Below are 24,762 nucleotides of genomic sequence, written 5' to 3'. Positions count from 1 at the left end.
CCGAACTTGTCCTAGTGTTTGTGAGGCCCCCGAGGACCGATTAGGGTAAGTTGTCCACTAAGCCATCGTCCACCGTACATAGCTGGAGCAAGGTCTCCAGCTCCATGCCATCATTGAGCGTTTGAACGCTGCCATCCGCATACGCTACTTGTACAATGCCCGGGTGGTTCGAATTGAGCACGGTGTTGTTTCTATAGGCAGCGTCGCTGGATCCAATGACGGCCGTGGGAGCGTTGAGCGCCCACCGGACGGTGGTCAAGCCATGGTGATATTGGCCTGAGCTCAGGTTTTCCACCGTGGAGTCTTTAAAGGCACCGCCCCAACCGCCAGCGTAGTTGTTGCGGACGTGATGCTTGACCATCGAACCGTTGTCGAGAACTGCGATCATGCCTGACTGCTCAGAGACCAAGATCGCGTTGGAGGTCCCATCGGTGATACCCCGCATGGCCCTACTTTCGTTCACGAGCAACGCGCCGTTGTTACAAATCGGCCCATAGTTTGCATTGGCACAGACTTCTCTACGTTGTGCCGGATCGCGATAGGCGCCTGCAATCCCCACGTAGTCGTGCTTTTGAGCCCCCTCCTCATCAGTTGTTGGGCTGGCTCCAAAATCCCCATCGAGCAACGGATCTGCCCCACTGGAGGGGCAATTGTAGGCTGAGACTACCTTGTTCTCGAGCACCTCATTGCCGAACCAGTCGGGGGCGAATACCGCGCGTTCGAAGTCGAGATCGAGTTGATCGTAGAGGGCTCCTTGTTCCAAAAACGGAAGGATAAACGTTTTCCAGTTTGTGCCCGTCCGAACCGGGTTGTGGCTCGAGGAAAGAGCCGGACCGGACTGCACGCCTTTGGGGAACTCGCCGTGCGAGCTGTCGTGATTCTGCAGGGCGAGGCCGATTTGCTTGAGATTGTTCGCACATTGCATCCGTCGCGCCGCTTCACGCGCTGCTTGCACAGCGGGTAGCAACAGCCCCACGAGCACTCCGATGATTGCAATCACCACCAAGAGCTCAACCAGTGTGAAACCTTGTCGAGGCCGAGAGAAGCAAGCAATGTGCTGCTCGGGACGGCTGGTTTTTCTTCGATCTCGAACAGGAAGCTCTACGTGGTGGCTGCTACGTCTTGGAATCATCGTTGGTCTCCTGTTTGCGAAAAGCAAGGCAACCCAAACCTGTGAGAATCAATAAAACGAAACCGGACGGTTCCGGCACGGTCATTGCGCCGGCAGACGCGCCTGCTGCAAAACCATAGTTGGTTTCCCAGCTCAACATGCTCGGATCATCGCCCAGGTCTCGTTGCCAAACCAAAAAGTCAGCACCGTCGACATCGTCATCGTCGTCGAAGTCGCCAGGGACAAACTCCGAACCCGGGGCCGTTGTAAACTGGACGCTGTTCCAGTAACCGGCGCCGTCTGCACCAGTAGACGCACTCCCCCAATCGATTCTATTCCCGTAATCGACCGTGTTGCCGATTTCAAAATCGCTGATCACCTTCGTGCCGTCGATATAAAAATCAGCAAGCGTGGTCATCGGCTGCGATCGCATTTCATAAGTATGGTAGCCGCTGCCGCTGATGGGGATCTCGTCCGACACATTCGCAAGGCCGGCGCCACCCTTCAATTGGGCGATCGGATTGCCGCTGCTGTCAGTCGAGAGAAACAAATACATCCAGTGTTCCTCTTCAACCAGCCTGACGTGTAACCCTGGGGCTGGAGACAGCGATTCGTCATAGCCGTTGGCTATTACGTCATCCACTCGCAAAGTCGCCCGCATCGACCAGCCACCGGTAGCAATATCGGCCAGCGCTGTAGCATCCAGCGACGCAGCCCCCGAGTAGTATCCTTTGCCGGTGCCGGAGGAATTTTTAACTTCCCAAGCGTCGAGTCCGGAGCCCATGTCATCGATGACTGGTGCCACGGTTGCCCCAGCCTCGATCGTGCTAAGCCATCCTTCCAAGAACGGATCATTGGCTCCGGAATGACACAAGAGGGCTCCGCACGAGCCCGGACCAGGTTCACTACCCGGATCGTGGACGCTCAAGATCGAGGCGGCCACCTGCTCGGCCATGAGCGCGGAACCAGCCGTATTGTAGTGGATATTGCCCGGTGTCGCTTGATAAGTCTCCTGAACGGGCTCAAGTAACCCGTGCAGATCGTTGATCGGAATATCGTACTCGCTCATGACCTGCGCGGCCACGGCGTTGTAGGCCAGGACATCGTTGACGGGGAACAACGGATCGACCCCCGGGGTGGTGTTGGCCCATACCAAATCGGCACCGCTGGCCACCATCTGGGGTACTAGGGATCGAAGATTCGATTCGTAATCCTCGATGGGAATCGCATTAACGCCCGGGTGATTCACGTTCTGAGTGTAGAGGTCGTGCAGTCCCCAGTTAAAGTGGATCACGTCCCAGGGACCATCGTCGAGCCAATCTTGCATATAGACCGTGGCACGATCGGTGTCGCCGGAACCAGGGTCAGGTTGAAATAGTACGAACTGGCCCGCCAACTCTATTTGAGATCGGTGGAAGTACCCCTGCATAATCGAGTCGCCGATCATCAGCACTCTCGGCAAGGTTTGAGCTTGGGTAGTTCGAATGGTTCCGGACACAAGAACCAGGCTCAACGTGATCAGGCCAATAAAACGTACGCTTCTCGATATCAGCATCAGTTTCCCCTAAAAGAAATTCTACTCGTGTTCCTAATCGCATCATTCCATCAAGCAGCGCTCCACCAAGCAATGCACTGCGGCATGCCGAGAAACGGCGCCACCTCAAAAAAAGGTGACGCCTGTTTCTCTTGCTATGCACCTGCGATTGATCGCTCGCAAAGCATCTCTAGGCTATGCGAGGACGCTTCGCACACAATTCAACTCTCCAGACGGCGTCCCCGCTTGAGAGCCACAGGCACGGAACCTAGTAGCAGAATCGCCAGTGCCGAAGGCTCCGGAATCGGAGCCGGGGACGTCTCAAACTCGAGACTGTTCCAGTAGCCGGCGCCGTCTGCACCAGTAGACGCACTCCCCCACTCGATTCTATTTCCGTAATCGACCGTGTTGCCGATTTCAAAATCGCTGATCACCTTCGTGCCGTCGATATAAAAATCAGCAAGCGTGGTCATCGGCTGCGATCGCATTTCATAAGTATGGTAGCCGCTGCCGCTGATGTTGATCTCGTCCGACACATTTAAAAGTCCGGCGCCACCCTTCAATTGGGCGATCGGATTGCCGCTGCTGTCAGTCGAGAGAAACAAATACATCCAGTGTTCCTCTTCAACCAGCCTGACGTGTAACCCTGGGGCGGGAGACAGCGATTCGTCATAACCGTTGGCTATTACGTCATCCACTCGCAAAGTCGCCCGCATCGACCAGCCACCGGTAGCAATATCGGCCAGCGCTGAAGCATCCAGCGCCGCAGTCCCCGAGTAGTATCCTTTGCCGGTGCCGGAGGAATTCTTAACTTCCCAGGCGTCGAGTCCGGAACCCATGTCATTGATGACTGGCGCGACGGTTGCCCCAGCATCGACAGTTGCAGCAAACCCTTCCGTCGCTGGATCATTCGCTCCGGAGTGGCTCAAGATTAAGGCACCCCACGCGGTTGGCGTAACCGCAAGCATTGCCACGGGCAGCAACAGCAGCCCTATCGTTCGTGCAAGTTTCATCACTAGCTCCCCTTTTAACTAAAGAATCGGAATAGAAAATCGATCAGTTGCCCACCTTGGCCTGCCCCCAAAAAGTTGTTGCAGCGTCCACCATCTCCGTTGTGACTCTATTCCGCCAATGATGGAGATAGCGGTAATTAGGCTGTCTTTCATCCAACTAAGAATTCGACCGGCACTTGCGAGGAGCAAGGCAACTCAGCCCAGTGAGAATCAATAGAGCTAAGCTGGACGGCTCCGGCACGGCCGATGCAGCGACGCTCAGCCCTACCCCAGAACCATAGTTGGTTTGCCAAGTCGATAGACTCGATTCATCGCCCAAGTCTTCTTGCCAAACCAGGAAGTCGGCGCCATCGACGTCGTCATCGCCATCGAAGTCGCCGGAGACAACAATCGGAGCAGGAGCCGTCTCAAACTCGAGACTGTTCCAGTAGCCGGCGCCGTCTGCACCAGTAGACGGATTCCCCCACTCGATTCTATTTCCGTAATCGACCGTGTTACCGATTTCAAAATCGCTGATCACCTTCGTGCCGTCGATATAAAAATCAGCAAGCGTGGTCATCGGCTGCGATCGCATTTCATAAGTATGGTAGCCGCTGCCGCTGATGTTGATCTCGTCCGACACATTTAAAAGTCCGGCGCCACCCTTCAATTGGGCGATCGGATTGCCGCTGCTGTCAGTCGAGAGAAACAAATACATCCAGTGTTCCTCTTCAACCAGCCTGACGTGTAACCCTGGGGCGGGAGACAGCGACTCGTCATAACCGTTGGCTATTACGTCATCCACTCGCAAAGTCGCACGCATCGACCAGCCACCGGTAGCAATATCGGCCAGTGCTGAAGCATCCAGCGCCGCATTCCCTGAGTAGTATCCTTTGCCGGTGCCGGAGGAATTTTTAACTTCCCAGGCGTCGAGTCCGGAACCCATGTCATCGATGACTGGCGCGACGGTTGCCCCCGCATCGATGATTTCATCCCATCCTTCAAAAAAAGGATCATTGGCTCCGGAATGGCTTAATAGCACAGTGCCCCACGCGCTTGACGTAACCGCAAGCATTAGTACGGGCGCCAACAGAATCACCATCACTCGTGCAAGTTTCATCACTAGCCCTCCTTTTAATAGATAAGAAGCTTTTCATGGATAAGAAGCACATCTTCAGTAAATTCTTGGAAGATTTCGGCCTAGGTTGCGAGCATAAGCGTTTCCTCCTGATAATGCTCGACGAAGCGTTGAAGTTCGGCCTGTGCGTCGAGCTGGTCTTTCGTGGAGAACCCGGCAGAGCGGTCTGCATTTCTGCCGACCGCTCTTAGGGGAACTGCCCTGTTTCCTTCTCTAAAAAACATTAGCAGGCCGACGCACATGCTTGAGCACGTTGACTTACTGATTGTGACTCCGATAGCGGAATATCTCTGGCTCATTTGCAATTTCACAAACGCTCATTTCGCTGGCGACTAACTAGGGCAAACGCGCTCCAAGCGATGACCATAAGACTGGCTGACAAGGGCTCAGGCACTGCTGCTGCAATCACCGTGAGCGAACCATCGACTGCCAACTGCGAACTGTCCCAAAGCAGATCCGCACCGGGCGTGCCTAAATTTAAAGTCGCGCCCGACAAGTCGGCTGTGGTAAAGTTCAAGATGTCGAACTTGTCGCCCGGCTTGGGAACGAATCCGTTGATCATCGATACAACAAGCGAACCGCCGCTAATAGTCAAATCGTCGATTACATTGAGTTGGTCAAATTCTCGAACTCCTGCGACCGAGCCATCATTGGTGCCGCCAATTTCGAGCGAGAGTGAACCGGCTGTTTGTGTGTAATTGCCGTCAACGCTGAGCATGCCAGGACTGTTGCCTGGGGCGACCGTCGCTCCATCGTTATTCAGGTTACTAGTGATCGAACCCGATCCGCTGATCACACCAGCGAGGGCGGAAATTTCGCCCCCCACACTGCTTAGCTGGTTGTTGATGCTCAGTGTGCCAGCACCGGTCTTGGTCAGGGTATTCGCGTTCAAGTTCAGGGCGTTGTTAAACGCCAGCGACGCACCGGCCGCCACGCTTACGTCAGTCGAGCCGAGTAAATTAACCACCGTCTGAAACTGGTGCGTGCCGTCAATCACGTTGATGCTGGGAGTGCTGGCCAGACTTACGCTGCCCTGCCCAGCGATCGCGTAAGATTGGGTGGCCCCGCTATCGTCCAAGGTGCCAAACTGGATTGACTCGACGGTCACCGCTGAGTTGGTGAAGACCGTTGCTGGTGAAGAAATTGCGGAGCCGAAAATAGCGTTTCCAGTGCTTGAGTTCGGAGCCACCCCACTGTTCCAATTGGAGTTTGCATTCCAATCGCCGCTGGCACTGTTGGTCCATATTCGAGTTGGTTCGATTGGTGGCGTTTGAAGAGGAGCGTCCAAGAAGAGCGTTGTGTCAAAAGTCTGAAACTCAAGGCCAATCCTGCTGACCGTCCCAGAAGGCGTACTGACTAAGGCTCCGGCAGCACCATTCACTGAGATCTGGTAAGTGTTTGCGTCTAGATCGACGTGCATTTCGAAGAGGTTCCACTGAGCTGCAGAGATCACAGCATCCGTTAAGCTGGAGTTGCTCCAATCGTACCAGACGGTGTCAGTCCCACCGCCGGGCGCCGAGGAGCCCGCCCACATAATAGTGGCAAGATTGTCAGCCAATCCAGGGTTTGCGCCGACGGCGTCGTCAAGCGTCACGATCCCACCCCAGGGATTGTTGATCCAGTACGAGAACGCGATATCCAGCGTTCCGGTACTGACGGATTCCGTAAAAATGGCCTCCTGAAATCTTTCCTTAGAGGGACTCGAAGGACGTGTAAGTTGTAAGTAATCATTGCCCAAAGCAGCCTCTGCAGGTCCCCCGAACGTTGAACCGGTATTCATACTCGAAAGCGACAATAAGTTGGCCCCATCGTTCGTCGTTCCCCAAGTACCGATTTCAGCACTGAAGGCACCTTCCATATCGTCTGAGAACAGAACTCCCTGCGTGCTATGGGTGACCGTATACGCTTGTGCAATGCCCATGGTCAGAGCCAACATTGCCGAAAATGCTAGTATCAGTTTGGAAATTTTCATCCGCATGTCCCCTCTTAGTGTTGAAATCAATCATGTAACAAAATCATGGGTCCTAGCGAAGCTATGAAACAATTGCTCACCGCTCAACCAAATACTCATTTTCGACGGCGATCACTCAAGCCCAACGCCCCCAGGGAGATGATAAGCAAACTGGCTGAGATTGGTTCAGGCACGGTTGTGGCTGATGACAGGCTATTGCCCACCACCCGGCCGTAGTTGTTCTGCCATTTCGTTAGATCGCTCGCCAGGTAAGTCGTCCCAAGACCGCGTTGCCAGGTCAAAAAGTCTCCGCCGTCAACATCGCTGTCAGCGTCAAAATCACCCAACAAGCTAGCAATCACCGTCAACGAACCGTCGACAGCTAACCGCGAGCTGTCCCAGAGCAAATCCGTACCGGGCGTGCCCAGATTCAACGTCGCGCCCGACAAGTCGATAGAGCTGAAGTCTAGAATGTCAAATGTATCGCCAACGGTGGGCAGGAATCCCATCACGATGTCAAGCGATCCACCGCTTAGGGTCAAGCTGCCGCCCACGCTGAGCAAGTCGTATTGTCGATTTCCGGAAATGTCGTCGGCACTCGCGCCATTGATCTCGATCTCAAGCGAACCGTCCGTTTGCAGGTAGTCGCCAGCGACGGTTAGCTTGCCGTGGCTATTACCTGGGGCGACTGTCGCACCATCGCTATTCAGGTCGCCACTGATCGTACCCGATCCGCCGATCACGCCCGCGAGCGCAGTAACCACCCCCCCCCCAACTCCAATCTGGTTGTTAATGCTCAGTGTGCCAGTGCCGGTTTTGGTCAGGGTATTAGCATTCAAGTTCAGCGCGTTGTTGAACGCCAGCGACGCACCGGCTGCCACGCTTACGTCAGTCGAGTCGAGTAAATTGACCTCCGCCTGGAACTGGTGCGTGCCGTCAATCACGTTGATGCTGGGAGTGTTGGCGCTGCTGTCCAGAGTGACGCTACCTTGCCCGACGATCGCGTAAGATTGGGTTTCCCCGCTGTCGTCCAAGGTGCCAAACTGGATCGACTCCACGGTAACCGCTGAATTGGTATAGACCGTCGCCGGTGAGGTAACTGCGGAATCAAAAATGGCGGATACGTTGTTCGCATTCGGAACTACCCCAACATCCCAATTGGTACTAACATTCCAATCACCACTAGCGGTGTTCGCCCACGTTCGATTCGGATCGATTGGCGGCGCCTCAATAGGGGCGTCCAAGAAAAGGGTCTTGTCGAAATCCTGAAACTCAATGCCAATCCTGCTGACCGTTCCCGAAGGCGTATTCACTACGGCACCTGGAATACCGTTCACTGAAATCTGGTAGGTGTTCACATCCAGATCGACGTGCATTTCGAACAGGTTCCACTGAGCTGGCGAGAGCAAAGCATCCGTTAAGCCGGCGTTAGCCCAGTCGGACCAGACGGTGTCACTACCACCGCCTGGCGTATTTGGCCCCCCCCAGAGAACGCTGGCAAGATTGCCAGTCAAACCAGGGTTTGTGCCGACGGCGTCATCAAGTGTCACCACCTGCCCCCAGCGGTTGTCGATCCAGTACGAGAACGCGATGTCAAGTGTTCCAGTGCTGACCGATTCGGTAAAAATGGCCTCCTGAAATCTTTCCTTGGAGGGACTCGAAGGGCGCGTGAGTTGCAAGTAATCATTGCCCAAAGCAGCCCCTGCCGGTCCGTCTACCGTTGGACCGGTATTCATACTCGAAAGCGACAATAAGTTGGCCCCATCGTTCGTCGTTCCCCAGGTACCGATTTCAGCACTGAAGGCACCTTCCATGTCGTCTGAGAACAAAACTCCCTGCGTGCTATGGGTGACCGTATACGCCTGTGCAATGCCCGTGGTCAGAGCCAACATTGCCGAAAATGCTAATATCAGTTTGGAAATTTTCATCCGCATGTCCCCTCTTGTTTTTGAATTCAATCACGTAACCAAACTACTCACTGTGCAGCAGCAGTAAGTGATGCAAGTTTCATACTAGCGAAGCTTCTGACTATGCCAGGATCGATACGATTACGGAGCGGGTGGCCCCAGAGAACTTCCTTCGAATAGTCCCAAAGGCATAGTGACTACCTCGTTACTGTTGATCGGACGAATGCCTTTTTGCATTTCATTCAGTAGCCGCACGGTCTGACATCCAAGTTCGACCTCATCGATGCATACTGCCGCCAGCCTGTTCCGCATGGCGCCGTCCCGCCACTTCGGGCCGAATCCGACGATCGTAAGATCTTCTGGGACACGAATCCTTCGATCCATGGCCGCAAGATAGAGATGTTCCGAAATGAAGTCGTCAGCGCAGAAAACGGCTGTCGCTCGATCGGGTGCATCCAATACAAAGCTCAACAACTCTTTCCAATCCTGTTCGGTTGAGTGATGAAGGGTCTTTTTACCGACAACGACTTGCTGGTCTGAAAACGCGATTCCGCGACTCGATAGTTCTGACCGCATCCCCTGAACATAGTCCGGCACAGGGTCACAAAGAGCGGAAGAGAGCAATGCAATTCTTGTGTGTCCCAGATCGGCCAGCGTCTCTGCGGCTATTCGGCCCACTTGCTCGCCCGACCAAGTGACCAATGGCGCGTCTAAGCGTGCGGTGTGTCGATGACAAAATACGACAGGAATATTGTGCTCTTGAAGAACCTCAAGCTGGTGATCGGGCATCGGTTCGTACGCAGGCACGATTGCTACCCCCGAGACCTTTCTGCTCAACAATCGCAACATCACATCACCTTGTGCCCCCAGGTCACCTTGGGTTTCCGCCATGAGCGGTTCTCGGCGTGACGCTCTAGCCTCCTGACCAAAGCCCCTGATGACCGAAGGGTACAGACCAGAAAGGATTTTCTCGGGCAACACCAGTGCATAGACGCTCAACTTTTTGCCGGGATCGGCATCTGCCCCCCTCTGTTGGCTCACAAAGGTACCCTTGCCCTGGATTCTCTGAACAATGCCTGATCGATCCAATTCACCGATCGCTTCACGGACCGAATGAGCTCCGACTTCCAGCTTCTTAGCCAATTCGCTTACGCTCGGCAGAGCATCGCCATCGGACAGGCTGCCATTTGCCAGCTCGCCCAGAACATAATCTCTGACTCGCACAATTTTCGGCTTCGTATTAGAAAGTTGCATGGGGTGGCCCATAATAGGCTCCGTTTCCGATGAGTGTGCGGAATTAAATCCGATGAGATGTCGACCGAGTGGCTCTAGTGGCAATCTAGTTGGGTGATTTCAGCTAGTCAACCACATTGCTGGGAAAAGCCAGCAATATGGTAAAATAGCTGCTTAATGTGCAAATAACAACTCAATTGGCCGTGCCCCCACCTGACTAACATCGCCGCTTGCACCCAGCGATTGGGGCACTGAATCTGCGAGCAGTGCTCATCGGATGACGTCCATCGAAATCAGCATTTGAGATTATGATCCCTGCCTCTACCGAAGATTCAATCTGCATGCAAATGGGTGTGTGGGTTAGGACAATCATAGCCGTGTCGCTATCGAAAAAACCAACCGCGCTAAACTTAGCGTGCTTTCGAGCTGCGGTTTAGTGTTTGCGGATGGCTTCGCTCAGCTAGCCTGCCTCAAGAGGGGCTGTTTGCATGAGAATTTGCCTATTTTTCCAAGTGAGCACGGCCCACCAGGCAGCTGTCCTAGCGTGCGAGATATCGCAAGAACCTGTGTATGAGAATTTCAGGCGGCATCCTTGCTTTGCTTAACTTCGTCGATGAATTTAACTCCATCAATCACCTCCGGCAGGCAGACTAAGCCGTTGAAGGCTCGCCACCGATTCTCGGCTGATTGCATCAGTTTTGGACCATCATGAGGCATGCTACGCGGCTTGACTCTACCGAGTAATCCAACCATGGTTTTTCACTGGTCTCTTCGGATCAAATGCAGGCGCTAGAAAAGTCAACAAGTCCTGGTTATTCAGCAGCGCAGTCGATCCAAACCGCCAATCAGCGTTGTCACTATGGCATTGCGGAAACAAGAATGCTTCCCCGCCAGCAACGTCTTGCATCACTTCTTGTGTGCACGACGACCAAGCCAACAGTGTCAGAAAAAAGCTGATTGTGCACGGCAGCATGCCGTATGGTAACAGTAGAGAAGGGAGCCCTATGATGCTCGAAGCTAAAAAAGCCAACACTGGGAAGACATCCAGACTGGGATCGCGTCTTCCTGCCGCAATCCATACTTTGCTCAAGGAGGCTGCCGACTTACAAGGCCAAACGCTTAGCGATTTCGTGGTCGCTTCTGCCCGGGAGGCCGCTGAGGAAGCGATTGCTCGCAGTCATAGAATCCGACTATCACTAGCGGAACAAAAGCGGTTCGCCGAAGCGCTCATCAATCCACCATCGGTGGCCCGTGTACTGCGCAAGGCGATAAAGAACCGCGGGCGTCTGCTGACCTTTCATGAGTACAGGTGCGTTTCAGCTTGAGCTATTAGGCAAGCAAGACCACTTAGCCTTCGTCTGCGGAGTGCCGGAGCTGAACGCTTACTTCCACACGCAGGTCAGCTAGGATGTGAAGCGAGACAACACGACCTGTTTTTGCCATCAACCAACAGGATGATCGCATTGCGGGGTACTACACTCTCTCGATGAGCAGCGTTCAGTTGCCAGATATTCCTAAGAGCGTCGCGAAGAAGCCGCCTCGCTACCCGCAAGTGCCGATCGTACGATTGGGACGCTTGGCGGTGGACGTATACTATCAGGGCCAAGACTTAGGCGGCAGCTTATTGGCGGACGCGATTGCCAAAACGGCCGACCCGAGATTGTAGCACTTGCTATCGTGATTGACGCCAAGGACAAAAGCGCAGCGGAATTCTATGACCATTTTAATTTCTTGCCACTCACGCGCGTTCCCAAATCACATTTCTTACCGTTGAGCAAAGCACTCAAGAAGCTGGGCACGAAGTGAGTCGGGACGTTGAAGCGAGCCTAAAACTGGGGGCAAAATTGAGGCAGTTGCTGGCCGTGCGAGCCCCACACGGATACAACTCAAATGAGACGAGTGTTACTTACTACTCGCCCTTATATGCTGTGAAGCAAACGGTTTCCAACGCAAACACAATGCAAATCCCATCCATGTGAAGAGTCAAGAAAGTTGAGACATTTGGATTCAAAATCCAGTGAGGGCAACCTCGTGGGGGTTCAAGTCCCCCCTCCGGTACTCTGTAAAACAAGGGGTTTTGGCACTTGCCTGCCCCTTTTCTAGCGCTAGAACACTCCCCCCGATACACGATTGTGGCGCATATGTGGCGCAACGGGCAGTCGTGTTGCGTGGTGTGGCTTTTGGGTGCAATTGCCAGTGTGGCAAGGGTGTTTCTGACGCGACAAAAACTTCTTGAACACCACGGGCGGTGGCGTACTCAAGCATTGCGATAGGCTTGCTGCTTGATGGCGATGAGTTCAATCGATTCCCATGTCGCACCGTTTTGCTACGCGGAGATCGAAATCTCCTTCGACATCCGATTGAATGACTTGCCAATTCGAGAATCAGTGCGACGATTGCCTGCGCTGATTTTGATCAAATTGGCCAAGTCAGACGCTTCCCTTGTAGATGTTTTCTGAGACAAACCAATTGAGCTCGAGGCGCTACGGCGAACTGTCTTGGCTGGTATTCTTGTTCGGTCGGAGGAGAAGTTCTGGTTGGTCGAGGGTGAGGTAGTGGCCGTGGTCAGCTGTGACAATCAGTAGGGACTCCTGCCAGTCACTGTGTTGCTCTACCCAGTCGGTGATGACTCGGACGGCTGTATCACCGCTGTTTACGGCTCCAATCGAAGCGTCCAGATTGTTGGAGTGGTTGGCCTTGTCGACGTCGCCTGGTTCGACCATTAGCCAAAAGGGGCTGTCCTTGGCCGAGAGAACGGTGATGGCGGCGGTGGTCATTTCAGCCAGGGTGGGGTTCTCGTTTAGCTCAGCTTCCGTGTACTCAATTGTTTTGCCGTCGATGCCTGGTGCCGGGTCGAAGTGGCCGTCACCAGTGGCGTAAGGGAGGTTGCCGTTGCAGGAGTCACTGTGCCCGAAGAGACCGTAGTAGCCGATCAACCGAACGCCACTTTCGGCCGCGTTTTTGGCGGCGTTCTTTAGTGCTTCGCCCCCCGCTGTTCCGTCAGTGCGTTGGGAAACCAGGTAGCGGCCGCCGTTGGAGATAGAACTTTCATGTAGGTCTTGTTGCGTAAGGTATTTATTGCCGGGCACAAAGTTCTCTCCCTGGCTGCTATCGTGTTTTTCTGTGACTCCGTAGCCGCAGCCGATCAGTACGTCGAGTCCCTGCAATGGTTTGTCAGGGTGGCTGACTGACGGCAGCCCGAGTAGGTCTCGGGAGAGGTCTTGGTAGTCGTTGCGGCTGACGTTGTGGCTGTAGGTCGAGGCCGGTGTTGCGTGGCAGATGGGGACACTCGTTACCGCTCCGACAAGATAGCCATCGGCTTGTGCGAGGTGGGCAATGCTAATTGCGGGTCGTCCATCAGCATCTATACCGATTGCGCCGTTGTAGGTTTTTACGCCGCAGAACATGCTGGTGGCGGAGGATGCGGAATCGGTGTATGCGTGGCGTACGCCTCGGTCATCGTCATCATTGGCCTGAGCCACGAGATACTTGGGGAGGGTCGGTGTACTCCAAGGGTAGTAACCTGCAATCTTGGCACTGTAGCCGCCAGGCAAGCCGCCACCAGGATTCTTGACGCGCTGTTTGTTGACGTCCACTTGGATGCCGTCTCGAAACGCGCTGGTGACCATCCAGCCGAACTGAGTGGTTCCACAGGCTTGGTACTCTTGAAAGTGTGTGCCAAGGCCTCGTCCTTCGTCATAGACAACCTGTTGTAAATTCCAGATCGACGCGGCCCGTGTCGTCTGCCAATCCATCCCGTCGAATACCACGATGAAGATGTGTTTGCGGCCGGCGTTGAGCGCTGCAAGTTGTAGATCAAAAATGTTGGTCTGATCCATGTAGGGCGCAGCGGGGTCGAGCGAATCTTCGATGTTGGAGCGATAGAGTCGTTGGAGTTGCGAGCGATCGCCGTAAAGACTGTTCTCGCCGGTGTAGTTGGAAAGGTCGATACCATCGCCGCCACCCTTGGTGCCAAAAGTGTAGACCGGGATGAGCCGGTTCGTGTGCGATTTCCAGGAGCTGTATTGTCCCGCGATTGGCCCCCAGTGTGCAGCCGCACATTTTTTAGTGTACACGGCCTCTGCCTGAAGGTCCCTGAGTTCGTCGGCCCTGGAGAATTTACCGGATAGCAATGGGTGTGAGAGACAACAAGCAAGGCAGAGCACACGCACTACCATGGTCACGTGTGAGACATTTTGGAGTGCGTGAACCATGTTGAGGCTGGGGTTGAGGCTGATGGGTGGACGTGAATCGGCAAGAACTCCTCAATTATTATTATGCTGCTACGACTCACCTGCAAGGAAGCATTCAAGACCGGCCCCAAGTCTCTCACTAGTGGATATGCCGTGATTGCTTGCACAGGCTCACGATGAGGGCTTTGTTATTACACTTTTTGGCCGCCGACGAGTAATTACTGGACTCAATGCAGTAGACATGAATGTTCGCGCGAGGGCTAAGTGTTCGGCGGTTCGTGCTCTGGTCCAAGGCACGGCTTCCGATATCTTTAAGCAAGCGTTAGGAGGCGGCAATGTAGCTATTTGCCGAGTACTCCCCCCGCAGCCAGCATCATGGCTGCCAGCGTCGAAGAGTCTAAATGCCCACATGACTCAGCAAGAACAGCCCACGGTCCGATCAACGAGGTGTGTTGGGGAGTCTCGCCTGACACGTGGACGGCGTTGCTGAACTGCATTGCTGAAGCTGTGACTCGATATGACTGGCGGCAGGAAGTTTGCCGTCTAACGAGATATTGACCTCACCTGCCGGTGTCGTTTGAGGTTGCCTAGTTGCGCAATCACTCGTTCCTGCGGTCCATTCAAATTAGTTCCACGCATTCGTTTTGACGTCTGCGCTATTCGATCATGGCACGGGTTACCTTCATCTTGCCCCCTCCGCCTGGCGATGCCACCGAATCTAATCTTGGGGCCAGGGGCGATTTGTTGCACAATGAAGGCAGCAGAGGAGGTTCTAAATGGCCTGGGAAAATCGCGGCAACAACAATCGCTACTACTACCGTGGACGCCGTGTCGACGGACGCACAGTGAAGGAATACTTAGGTAGCGGTGAGGCAGCCGAGCGTGCTGCCGCAGAAGATGAGCAACGCCGTCAGTAATTGGCCGCACAGAAGCGTATCCAGCAAGAGCAGCTCGAAGCGTTGAAGCCAATCCACCAACTCCTAGACGAGCTCGCTCATGCTACTGACCGGCTTCTATTCGCAGATCTGGCTGCCAACGGAGCGAACCGACATCATGGACAATGGAGGTTCCACCACTATGGAAAGCCTGAAAAGTAAAACAGAATCTTTTAGTAAATAGTCACCTTTCGAGCAATATTCCGCGTCAAGGCGGGCAGAGTCATCTGGAGGACTACAGGAGAAACAGGGCGACTCACCCCCCCGTCGATCTACCTATCGGACTGTACGGGAAGATCAGAGGGAGTATAGGCAGCTTAAGAAACTGTCAGATACTGTGCTCACTGGCGAGGCTGGCTCCTTGGACTTGCTAGGGCCAAGCTGGATGAAGCACCTTACATGTGGCAACGACTTGGAGATATCTCTCGTACCGTTGAGAAAAAGAATGTCGCTGTGCGGTACGGAGTCTCCGCTAAGACTAGAGTCGCTCCTGAAACGGAATTCAGAAATGCGGCGTCAGCTAGCCAACGAGAGCAACTCGCTGTGCACGCAGATGACTGCGTCCCGGCTGGTCATGTACTGGCTCTTCGTCCAAGTCTTAGAGCTCAGACACATCGATGACCTCGACTCGCCTGCGGTCCAAAAGGTCCTGAAGCAGGCTGAGTCGCGATACCAAGCAGCTTCGCGCACGTACCAAACTGCAGTCCGTAGCGATGCGCTGCTGGCGAACCTGAAATGACACAGGAAGTTGAAAGAGGTTGCCATGAAACCTAAATCTTATGGGCTGTCGCTCCATGGGTATCAGCCACTCGTGGTGGACGAGAGTTGGCTTTCCGACGAAGAGAAGAGACGCGTTGTTCAGTGGCACATCCACCGCTGGCCAGCCGGGTTTAAGGAGGGGTGGAAGAGCTACCTCACGACCGAAGATCTGGCCGAAATGGAGTCGATCGCAAACGAACCACCACCCGGTGAATCCACGCAATGGCGATTGGATGGGAAAGACCCCGGGGTAACTTGGGCTCAAATCTCGCGCATCGAACGAGCCTGTCAGATCGCCTACGCTCGGGTGCTGTACAACAACGGAAAACGGATCGCCTATGGCGACCGCTTTTAGAAGTGACTCGCTTATTGTTAGTGAACCAACAAGCTTGGGCTAGCGATACGCTGTGGAACTTACGGAAGAGGACTACCCCGGACACCGTGTCCGAGGGGCCACTTTCAATACTTACGACGTCGAAACAATTCACTCCACCTGCTCCGAGATTGGACGAACACCAGGCAGGGTAGCACTCGATTTGCTCAACTGAAACCACCAAGCGGCGGACGCTGAAGGTGGCGTTCACACGCATGTCCGGCCTTTAGCACGTATCGCTAATCGACCCAGAAGAACTGTTTCTTGGCTAGCTGGCCAACTACCGAAGCGAACTGCAGTACCCACTGTCAGATCTATGACCACTATTGCACGTAACGATGTCTAAGCATGACATAGTCCACGTAACAGGTTCAAACACACTGAGAGAATGAGATCGCTCTGACTTCGCTGCAGTTTTGGTTTTCAGTGGCTTAGCGAATCAAATTCATCATGCGGAGATGACGTCTGCTGCGGCATGAAGCAGCGCGCAGATCCCACGTCGGTGAAATCATCCGATGCGAGTACACGCCAGATTCTACTTCTCCAGTTCTATCCCACCGAGGGGTAGCTTGTAGACGATTCTAGAGAGTGAAGACGTCAACAAGACTACTGCAAGTGCAATATCGACGATGCCTCTGCGCTGCAAAGCAAGATGTTTTCAAATGACAACCTATTTGAACGGCAGAAACGTAGTCATTTGAAAGTGAAGTGTGTTCGTGGGCAAGCTTCATGGATCTGCTCGTGGATTAGGGTGCTTCGGGTTCAAGTTCAGCTAGCGCTCGATGGATCACTCGGACTGTATATTTTCCCTTGGAGTAGAGCTCTGTTCGCGGTGTGAGCGCGGCTCGCATAGGTTCCACTACAGCAGCGGCCTGCTGGTCTAGCTCGTCCAGCGCGATGGCCGCTTGCAACCGCTCCCACTGCGAGCCTTCAGTGAGCACTTCGGCCAATCTATTCAGAGCAGTTGAGGAACTCCCTGTTCGGCAAAGCCCACGTGCCGCAGCTAAGCGAACAGCGTTTGACGGGTCGTCGAGCAGCCGTTTAAGCTGGCCACGAATCTCGTCATCGGTTTGGCTCAGATTGCCCAGACCGATGGCTCCCCAGTAGCGGACTGCCGGATCAGCGTCGATCGCTGCAATAGCGAGGTTTGCCTTTGCCGACTCGCCTAGCGATGCCGCGACGGCTGCCTGACGAATGCGGGCAGCTAATTCCGCTCCGTTTGCTTGGCGCAACATTTCGTAGCGGCTGCTGATCTGCTGTTCGCGGGTGGCGAGAATCGGCTCAGCGACTAGGCCGAGGTCCAGAGTTGATTCGGCCCATGCCAACTGAGCCGCTCGCAAACGTTGCAGCACGTCGGAGTGGTGTGGGTCGCCAGCGAGATTATTGAGCTCGTGGGGATCATTCGTAGTATCGTAGAGTTCCTCAGCCGGCTTGGTCTTTGCAAAAAACAGCTCTGCTGCTTCAGGCAACTTGCCCTCAGCGTGAACGCGACGCAGTTCTCGCATGGTCGCTCCCTTTTCGGGCGTTTCCATCCACTGGTAATACGGCTTCTGTGGCTCATAGTTTCGCAAGTACTTGTATCGCTTGTCGCGAACCATGCGAATGATGTCGTAGCGTTCATCCATGCGATCTCGTGCACCATAAACGTAATTACGTGGCTGCGGCAAACTCTTGCCCAAAAACGGTTGGCCCTGCATGTACGTGGGCACTTCCAATCCGGCTAGGTTCAGTACCGTCGGACCAAAGTCGATGGAGCTCACTAGATCCTCGACAACGGTGCCTGGTGCGTCCTGCTCGCCGGTTCGGAATTTTTCGGGGATGCGTGCAATCAACGGCACGTGCGTTCCAGAGTCGTACAACCAGCGCTTCGCCCGAGGCAGCCCCACGCCGTGATCAGACCAGAACATGATAATCGTGTCTTCATAGAGACCATCGTCTTTCAGTTGTGCGATGAGCTTCCCCGCCCAGGCATCCATCGCAGTGATCAACTCGTAATTGCGTTTCCAATCTTCGCGAGTGATCGGTGTGTCGGGGTAGTAGGGCGGGAGCGTAGTGAGCTTGGCGGCGTCCTGCCGTTGCTCGGGGCGGAGGTTGGCAGTGACCTGTTCGTACTTTTTGTCACGCGCGATGCCGCCTTCATGGCAGCCCGAGAAATTGAATACCGCAAAGAAAGGCTGCTCCGGGTTCCGTCCGCGCCAATGTGCGTTAGACGAGGACTTGTCCCAGGTTTCAGGTGGCGTAATGAATTGGTAGTCCTGCTTCGAGTTGTTCGTGCAGTAGTAGCCTGCTTCGCGCAGATAGGCGGGGAACGGCTGGATGTGACTCGGCAATGTCGCTTGGCAACGCATGTGTTGGGTCCCGAGCGTTGTCTGGTACATGCCGGTGATAATCCCGCTGCGACATGGGGCACAAACCCCCGCGGTCGTGAACGCGTGAGTGTAACGCACACCCTGCGTTGCCAATTGATCGAGATGCGGCGTGATGGCGTGCGGGTCGCCATAGCAACCCAGATGCGGACTGATGTCTTCGGCTGATAGCCAAAGAATGTTGGGCAGCGATTGCTCCGCTAGAGCAGTGCCCCCAAGGGCGAGCCATCCCGTTGCGAGAATGACTAAAACACTACCTTTAAAATTTGTATTCATGGTTGCTGTGTCTGCTAGAAAATGGGCCACGACTTCTGGATGCTACGATCTATGCAATTCTACAGGTTGTGAGTGTCTCGATTTAGTGAGAACGCCTTTGGGTAAATCGTTCTTAAAGGTAGATTGCGAACTCCCTACAACCCGATTGCAGTAACCAGCTACTAATATTCGAGTAACGTTGGGAGACGGGGTGATGCATCTATTCTAGCTGCCCACGTCTTTGCGTAACAGATTGAGGTGGTCAGGCTGACATCAAGACAGGAGCTAACTCGTTGGTCTCAGCAACTGTGCTTTTTGTCAATTAGAACAAACGATTCACACTTTACTCGCCTCGAAGAACGTCTCCTGCACCAACTGGCCTGGTTGGCAATTCACGTAAGATTGACTATACGGAGCGATTCGATGTAAGTAGAAAACGCACGAGGTGTTTGCATTGATGCCCACTGTCCGCCGCAGCCTACTGACCAAAAACTGCTTCCAAAAGTTCTTCCGCCAGCCAACTATGCTCCTTGGCGTCGTTCTCGAGTTCACCGATAGGGACCGAATTGACGTAGCTTAGTTTGCTACTTGTTGACAACGAAGGTTGCGGCACCGCGCGAACGAATAGGTGTTCCGATACGGTCGGTTTAAGGACAACTTGAGACGTCTTGCTAATGCCCAATCGGTGGAAATGATTGAGCGTAATCGCGGCATCGACTAACTCCTCGTTCAACACTGCGTCCTCCGCTTGTCTCTCCATAGCGATTGTTCTACTGATTGAAGTGCTCAAAGCAGATGCCAGCGGCGCAGGCTCACCGAATTGCAACTCCCAGATGCTAAGGTCGTTGCCATCGACGTCGGTATCGTTGTCAGCATCACCGTCGCTCTTGGTTGCGTTAGGGGCTTCCGTACCGAAGCCGCGCTGCCAGGCGAGGAAGTCAGCACCGTCGATATCGTCGTCGTTGTCAAAATCAGCGTCTCCCACTTCCACCACGTTTGTTACCGTCACAAGAATTGTCTGCGGGATCACGCCGTCATTGCCGCCGTCTGCCAACACCGTGACTTCATAGATATTGTCCATGTTGCCATCGGCCGGCATCTCAAAGTCCGGTGCGCTGACAAACTGTAGTTGATCGCTACCTGCGATCTGGAAAAGATCGGTATCGACGGCCTTAGTGAAAGCCGGATCAAGCTCTTCAGGAGAAAATACCGTGCCTGCGCCGTTCGTGTTACCGAGCATTCCTTGCCACAGGATCTCTCCGTCAACGCGGACAATCTTAGGAATGCCCGAGTCATCCAGCCGCAAACGGGCGAATGAGGCGATGTTTCCAACGGAGCCCGAAGCGTAGACCGCAGTTCCATCGGCGGTGCGAACCACCAGATTGCCGTCAAGTTGCATGTTGGCAAAAACCGCGCCGGTGCCATTGGTCTTTGAAGCCCAGGTCGGCACGCCGTTCTGGCTGGCAACTAGGTTGCCATCGGCCTGCATGTAAAGGGTTGACATGCCGTCGGGCGACGAAATCGATTCGCCAATTTCCAGTGACTGTCCGGGTCCTAAATCGCCCACCGGCACCTGGTCGAGTAAACGGAAATCGACCAGTTGACCAACCCCTGCGATCACTGAGAGAGTGTGCACGAGCAGCGTATTGTCAGGCACGTCGGCAGCGTCGGGAGAGGTGAATACCGGCAATTGTAGCTCGAACGCTCCGATGTCAATGTCAGCACCGGCGATACGGACAAATGGCGTCCCCCGTTGATCGAACGCCATGGGCGTGCCGATTGTGGCGTCGCCGGTATCGAATGCGAGGCCGTTGGGGAGAATCGCAACTGTCGCCGTCGCCCCCCCATTATCATCGAGCACGCCAGTGAAGACGCCGGTCGGGTTACCGTTGCCGTCAATCACTTCGGTGGTCGCGTCAAAGATGTCGGCAGCGGTCACGCCGGACTGCACCTCGATGCTGCCATCGCGGAGTGTGTCGCCTTCGATGGTTCCGCCCTGTCGGGTGACCGAGTAGACGGCATGGATTTGATCAGAGATGGCGTTGCCCGCCACGTTGCCGGTCACCAGGCTGTTGGTGAGTGTGACGTTTAAGACTCGCATCCCACCAGCCGAGGCGAAGGCGCCGACTGTCGAATTCCCGCTGACGGTGCTATTGGTGACCGTGAGGTCGTTGGCGTGTATCCCGCCGGCGTCGGCCGAGATCCCGGTGGTGAAGTTTCCGCTGACCGTACTGTTGGTGAGCGTAGCGTTGGTAGTGCGTATCCCGCCGCCATGACCATAATTGCCCGCAGTGGAGTTTCCGCTGACCGTGCTGTTGGTGAGCGTGAGGTTGGTAGCGCGTATCCCGCCACCGTAACTGTAGCGGCCGGTGATGGAGTTCCCACTGACCGTGCTACTGGTGACTGTGAGGTCGTTGGCCTTAATCCCGCCGCCAGAACCATTGTAGGTGGCGGTCGAGTTTCCGCTAACGGTGCTGGTGGTCAAGGTCAGCGGTGAGGTAGCCCTAATGCCACCGCCCTCGCCATTGGTGCCAGTCAAGTGTCCCCCCGTAATCGTCAGGCCAATCAGCGTAGTGTCCGCACCGCCGCTGGTGATCTGCAGTACCCGGCTGTTGTCGCCCAGCAGGCCGTCGGAAGCCGTCACATCGGTGATGTTCGTCCCCGGCACCAGCACGTCGTCGCCATTTGCGTCGGCTGTGATCGTGATCCCTAAGTCAGCACCGTCGATCGTGGTCGGCGTGCTGATGTCAAGTTGTGATCCGGCCAATCGGATCACGCCTCCGTCCAGGTTGGTGTCGAAGGTGATCGTGTCGTTTGTTCCGAACGCGTCGGTTGATGCGTCGATTTGTGCCAACTCACCCGCGGTCAGCGCACGCCCCAGTGCCGCATTGGAATCGCCGGCATTATTGATCAAGAGCGTTGATTCTCGGATCGTGAGTTCAGTATCTGACGTGATGTTGTCCGCCATCGAGTTAACATCCAGTACCGCCAGCATGCGGCGATCTTCCAATTGCTCGACGCACAACTTCCGAGCGCAGGAAGTTTCGATGAACCGAAAGGAACGCGACTGTGGATGGTGTAGTCCCTGGCGAGTTAGTTTGTGTCTCATGTTAAGTCAGACTGTAGTAGGAAAAGGTGTGGGTGGCATCCTGCAAAGTTGTTACGCAGGATTGCACTGCGAACAAAAAAAGGATTAGTCATGGATCAGGAATAATACAAACGGGTACCCTTGGAGGAAGTGTTATCAGCAGTAATTACCCGAACTCGGCGCTCGACGCTCGACGGTATACGAGAGTCATCCCCACCACGATGCACAGTGCAAGGGAGGAAGGTTCGGGCACGACAGTGAACGCAGACTGCGTTCCAGGACTCGTGCCATACTGATTTTGCCAGATGATTAAGTCAGCATTATCGATATCGCCGTCGCCGTTGGCGTCGCCGTTTGTGTTATCAGTCTGTCCCGCCAACCCTAAGCCTTGTTGCCAAGTCAGTAAGTCCGCGCCATCAACATCCTCGTTACCGTCGAAGTCTGCAGAGGCGAGGGACTCGACTTCGGTGATAATCAGTCCGTTCACCAGCGACCGATCTACCGTATCGCTATTGGCGAATAAGAAAGTAAGATCGCCATTGCTGTCAGGTGATAGCCCAGTCCCGAAGACTGAAAAATCGAGATCGCTCGTCAAGCTCGACCCGCCGCCGGGACCTGTGCCTGTGCCGAGTAGGTCGCTTGCACTGTCGGTGATGTTTGTGACCGTTTGCGTACGACCGTCGCTCGCATTGTCGTCGAACATGATCAGCTGGACGTCGTACTGCTTGGCTGGGTCCAGATTGTTGATCGACAATGTTTCGAGTCCAGTGACGAAGTCGATATAGACATCATCAAGCGTAAGCGTCCCACCAGTTGTTGCATCCAGCGGGTCACGATTTCGGCCACGCAGGTCGTCCGGTTTTGCGGTTTCGAGCATAACCGTCCAGCCCGTAGAGGCGTCTGCAGCAGATAATTGTGGGGATGGAGCACCGCTTTGAGGGAGTTCGAGCAAAGTCCATCCAGCTTGTTCATAAGCGTTACCGTCTGCCGATACACCAAAATCGAAACTCGCTGACTTGAAGTCATTGGTGGCTGACAACAGGCTCTGCATTTGGCTCGCAAATGCAAAGCCTAGATCGTGCTGGCCAGACGCGCTGAAATGAAGGTTGTCTGCCTTTAGCCCGAATGTGTCCGTAACGACCATTTCGGTAGCTGACAACGCGGTCGCGACAGTGCCTTGCGCCGATCTAACTAGCTCACGGTTGGTCGCACCACCTCCCGTACCGATCTGATTTGCGGAAAGCTGGCCGAGCACAAAGGGTAATTCCGTGCCGTAGGTACTCCGAACATCGCCGATGAACTCCGTCAGGTTTGCTTGGTAATGCAACGCGGATTCCGTTGTGTTGGAATCTTTTTCGCCTTGCATCCAGATCATGCCCTCAATCGAGACCTCAATTTGCCCCCCTCCCTCAGGCGGGAAGGCGGATTGGATGTTTGTCATGCCCGTATCGACGACTTCCTGAAATAGGCGATAGACGAAACCATCATTGTCTTGGGTTGCGTCGCCACCCGCCTGCCAATGGGTCTCTAGCCCCGTCCCCCCCTGGGCGTGTTTGATGAGAGCGACGTGCTCTCCGCGATCCGCGTAGAAATCTGCCATTGCTCGGCCGAAGGTCACCTCTGGGCCAAAGCTGCCTGACGAATTAGAGAATCCAGGCATTAGTAAACTGTACCCCGACTGATTGAGACTACTAGAACCATTACCGGCGGTAGCCCAATGAATAGCGATATCCCCTTGCACGGCTTGTAGCTCGGTTGGAAGCCCGCTGATTGCCGCACGACCATCGGCATTGGACTGTCCGCCGATCAAGAAAACGTTGACTTTCTCCGCCCTTGCCAAGATCGGCACTAGGGCAACAGCAAACATCACGAATCGGCAATTTCTGATCGCGGCAAAGCGAAGCAAGCGCAGGTCTGGGGTCGGCAAGGGACCTCTCAGGAAATTTGTGAGAACACAGAAATGCCGCATGCAGTGTGTAGGAAGGCGTATCCGGTCAGACAAATTCATTTTGGACGCAGTCTAAGGTGTAAAGTAAGGCCGTGGCGATGATTGATCTACACCATCACCACAGCCGTTGGGGTCGGATTGCAAACGTACACAGCGTCAATGTGCTCGGCGAGCCAGAAAGATTAACGTTCCTCCCAGTCCAAGGAGTACGATCGACGTTGGCTCCGGCACTTGCGTGACGATCAGTCCATTCACCAGCGACTTGTTGACCGTATCGCTATTGGCGAACAAAAAAGTAAGGTCGCCATTGCCGTCAGGTGATAGCCCAATCCCGAAGATCGAATAATCGAGATCGCTCATCAGGCTCGACCCACCGCCGGGTCCGGGGGAAGTACCAAGGAGGTCGCTTACGCCATCGGTGATATTGGAGACCGTTTGCGTACGACCGTCGTCCTGGTTGTCATCGAACATGATCAATTGGACATCATACTGCTTGGTCGGGTCCAGATTGTTGATCGACAAAGTTTCCCAACCTACGAGGAAGTCGACGTAAACATCGTCCAGCGTAAAAGTCCCGCCAGTTACAGCATCCAACGGATCGCGATTGCGACCATTTATGTCATCAGGATCTGCGGTTTCCAGTGTCACTGCCCAACCCGTTGAGGCGTCTGTCTCCGATGTTTGTGGGGAGGGAGGACCGTTCCTATCGAGCTCGAACAAAGTCCATCCAGATTGTTCATAGGCAGCATTATCGTCCGACCGACCAAAATCGTACCTCGATGTTTGGGCAAGTCCTTTGCTGCTCAATAGCCCGATACCAATTGCCAACGCGCAACATACTGTATTTCTAACTAACATCATTAGCCTCCCCTTTTTGTAGTAATGAAAATGAATAAGTACAATGACGCAAGAACGCACTCAGCCCAATCAACTCAACTCGGTTTTCGGAACCAAGGTAATGGTTGCGGGCAACTTGTCC

At 54.4% G+C, this 24,762-nt stretch carries 21 protein-coding genes; 8 read left to right on the top strand and 13 right to left on the bottom strand.

The window, feature by feature from the left end; all coding sequences use genetic code 11:
- Window positions 1–40: 40 nt before the first annotated feature.
- The 4 genes from HG15A2_RS06965 to HG15A2_RS06950 all read right to left on the bottom strand — a co-directional run bounded on the left by HG15A2_RS06965 (window position 41) and on the right by HG15A2_RS06950 (window position 4,757).
- Window positions 41–1,132 carry a DUF1559 domain-containing protein gene (locus HG15A2_RS06965; RefSeq protein ID WP_145059142.1) on the bottom strand — a complete coding sequence of 364 codons (1,092 nt, stop codon included), beginning with the start codon at window positions 1,130–1,132 and terminating at the stop codon, window positions 41–43.
- Window positions 1,116–2,666, bottom strand: coding sequence for an SGNH/GDSL hydrolase family protein (locus HG15A2_RS06960; RefSeq protein ID WP_145059140.1), 1,551 nt, complete (start codon window positions 2,664–2,666; stop codon window positions 1,116–1,118). Before HG15A2_RS06960 ends, HG15A2_RS06965 begins: the two co-directional genes overlap by 17 nt.
- Window positions 2,667–2,866: 200 nt before the next feature.
- Complete coding sequence (locus HG15A2_RS06955) at window positions 2,867–3,658, bottom strand: hypothetical protein (protein WP_145059138.1); 792 nt, start codon at window positions 3,656–3,658, stop codon at window positions 2,867–2,869.
- Window positions 3,659–3,815: 157 nt separating this feature from the next.
- Complete coding sequence (locus HG15A2_RS06950; RefSeq protein ID WP_145059136.1) at window positions 3,816–4,757, bottom strand: PEP-CTERM sorting domain-containing protein; 942 nt, start codon at window positions 4,755–4,757, stop codon at window positions 3,816–3,818.
- Between the two features lie 35 nt (window positions 4,758–4,792).
- Between HG15A2_RS06950 and HG15A2_RS23835 the strand changes: the two genes are divergently transcribed.
- On the top strand, window positions 4,793–4,966 hold the full coding sequence (locus tag HG15A2_RS23835; RefSeq protein WP_218932375.1) for a hypothetical protein: 174 nt from the start codon (window positions 4,793–4,795) through the stop codon (window positions 4,964–4,966).
- A gap of 116 nt (window positions 4,967–5,082) precedes the next feature.
- On the opposite strand, the gene HG15A2_RS06945 is transcribed toward HG15A2_RS23835, so the two are convergent.
- The 4 genes from HG15A2_RS06945 to HG15A2_RS23830 form a co-directional block, all read right to left on the bottom strand.
- On the bottom strand, window positions 5,083–6,747 hold the full coding sequence (locus HG15A2_RS06945; RefSeq protein ID WP_145059134.1) for an autotransporter outer membrane beta-barrel domain-containing protein: 1,665 nt from the start codon (window positions 6,745–6,747) through the stop codon (window positions 5,083–5,085).
- Between the two features lie 95 nt (window positions 6,748–6,842).
- A complete protein-coding gene (locus tag HG15A2_RS06940) occupies window positions 6,843–8,654 on the bottom strand; it encodes an autotransporter outer membrane beta-barrel domain-containing protein (RefSeq protein WP_145059132.1) in 1,812 nt (603 codons plus the stop codon).
- A gap of 120 nt (window positions 8,655–8,774) precedes the next feature.
- Window positions 8,775–9,887 (bottom strand): GntR family transcriptional regulator, encoded by a 1,113-nt coding sequence (locus tag HG15A2_RS06935; RefSeq protein WP_218932374.1) that lies wholly within the window; start codon window positions 9,885–9,887, stop codon window positions 8,775–8,777.
- 558 nt (window positions 9,888–10,445) lie between these two features.
- Entirely contained in the window at window positions 10,446–10,619 is a 174-nt protein-coding gene (locus HG15A2_RS23830; RefSeq protein WP_218932373.1) for a hypothetical protein, read from the bottom strand.
- 254 nt (window positions 10,620–10,873) lie between these two features.
- Between HG15A2_RS23830 and HG15A2_RS06930 the strand changes: the two genes are divergently transcribed.
- The 3 genes from HG15A2_RS06930 to HG15A2_RS24785 all read left to right on the top strand — a co-directional run bounded on the left by HG15A2_RS06930 (window position 10,874) and on the right by HG15A2_RS24785 (window position 11,672).
- Window positions 10,874–11,191, top strand: a complete 318-nt coding sequence (locus tag HG15A2_RS06930) for a type II toxin-antitoxin system TacA family antitoxin (RefSeq protein ID WP_145059127.1) — start codon at window positions 10,874–10,876, stop codon at window positions 11,189–11,191.
- A gap of 161 nt (window positions 11,192–11,352) precedes the next feature.
- On the top strand, window positions 11,353–11,532 hold the full coding sequence (locus HG15A2_RS23825; RefSeq protein WP_218932372.1) for a hypothetical protein: 180 nt from the start codon (window positions 11,353–11,355) through the stop codon (window positions 11,530–11,532).
- An 11-nt stretch (window positions 11,533–11,543) separates the two neighbouring features.
- Window positions 11,544–11,672: a hypothetical protein gene (locus HG15A2_RS24785; protein WP_261342155.1), complete on the top strand. Its 129-nt coding sequence runs from the start codon at window positions 11,544–11,546 to the stop codon at window positions 11,670–11,672.
- Window positions 11,673–12,349: 677 nt separating this feature from the next.
- Here the strand turns inward: HG15A2_RS24785 and HG15A2_RS06920 are convergent.
- Window positions 12,350–13,942, bottom strand: a complete 1,593-nt coding sequence (locus HG15A2_RS06920) for an alkaline phosphatase (protein WP_246117901.1) — start codon at window positions 13,940–13,942, stop codon at window positions 12,350–12,352.
- A gap of 274 nt (window positions 13,943–14,216) precedes the next feature.
- On the opposite strand from HG15A2_RS06920, the gene HG15A2_RS25060 reads away from it, so the two are divergent.
- The 4 genes from HG15A2_RS25060 (at window position 14,217) to HG15A2_RS06905 (ending at window position 16,108) form a co-directional block, all read left to right on the top strand.
- On the top strand, window positions 14,217–14,549 hold the full coding sequence (locus tag HG15A2_RS25060) for a DNA polymerase (protein ID WP_145059126.1): 333 nt from the start codon (window positions 14,217–14,219) through the stop codon (window positions 14,547–14,549).
- Window positions 14,550–14,835: 286 nt separating this feature from the next.
- On the top strand, window positions 14,836–14,976 hold the full coding sequence (locus HG15A2_RS23820) for a hypothetical protein (protein WP_218932371.1): 141 nt from the start codon (window positions 14,836–14,838) through the stop codon (window positions 14,974–14,976).
- Between the two features lie 403 nt (window positions 14,977–15,379).
- Window positions 15,380–15,733 carry a hypothetical protein gene (locus tag HG15A2_RS06910; protein WP_145059124.1) on the top strand — a complete coding sequence of 118 codons (354 nt, stop codon included), beginning with the start codon at window positions 15,380–15,382 and terminating at the stop codon, window positions 15,731–15,733.
- 24 nt (window positions 15,734–15,757) lie between these two features.
- On the top strand, window positions 15,758–16,108 hold the full coding sequence (locus HG15A2_RS06905) for a hypothetical protein (protein WP_145059122.1): 351 nt from the start codon (window positions 15,758–15,760) through the stop codon (window positions 16,106–16,108).
- A gap of 764 nt (window positions 16,109–16,872) precedes the next feature.
- Here HG15A2_RS06905 and HG15A2_RS06900 read toward each other — a convergent pair.
- From HG15A2_RS06900 to HG15A2_RS06885, 4 genes are all read right to left on the bottom strand, one after another.
- On the bottom strand, window positions 16,873–18,768 hold the full coding sequence (locus tag HG15A2_RS06900; protein WP_145059120.1) for a sulfatase-like hydrolase/transferase: 1,896 nt from the start codon (window positions 18,766–18,768) through the stop codon (window positions 16,873–16,875).
- A gap of 457 nt (window positions 18,769–19,225) precedes the next feature.
- Window positions 19,226–21,856 (bottom strand): choice-of-anchor Q domain-containing protein, encoded by a 2,631-nt coding sequence (locus tag HG15A2_RS06895; RefSeq protein WP_145059118.1) that lies wholly within the window; start codon window positions 21,854–21,856, stop codon window positions 19,226–19,228.
- A 145-nt stretch (window positions 21,857–22,001) separates the two neighbouring features.
- Window positions 22,002–23,702 carry a sialate O-acetylesterase gene (locus HG15A2_RS06890; protein ID WP_218932370.1) on the bottom strand — a complete coding sequence of 567 codons (1,701 nt, stop codon included), beginning with the start codon at window positions 23,700–23,702 and terminating at the stop codon, window positions 22,002–22,004.
- Window positions 23,703–23,939: 237 nt separating this feature from the next.
- Window positions 23,940–24,644, bottom strand: coding sequence for a PEP-CTERM sorting domain-containing protein (locus HG15A2_RS06885; protein WP_145059114.1), 705 nt, complete (start codon window positions 24,642–24,644; stop codon window positions 23,940–23,942).
- Window positions 24,645–24,762: the final 118 nt, after the last annotated feature.

The sequence above is a fragment of the Adhaeretor mobilis genome (genome assembly GCF_007741515.1).
GTDB lineage: Bacteria > Planctomycetota > Planctomycetia > Pirellulales > Lacipirellulaceae > Adhaeretor > Adhaeretor mobilis.
The sequence above is the reverse complement of the archived record's forward strand: the minus strand, read 5'-3'. Positions and strand labels throughout refer to the sequence as shown.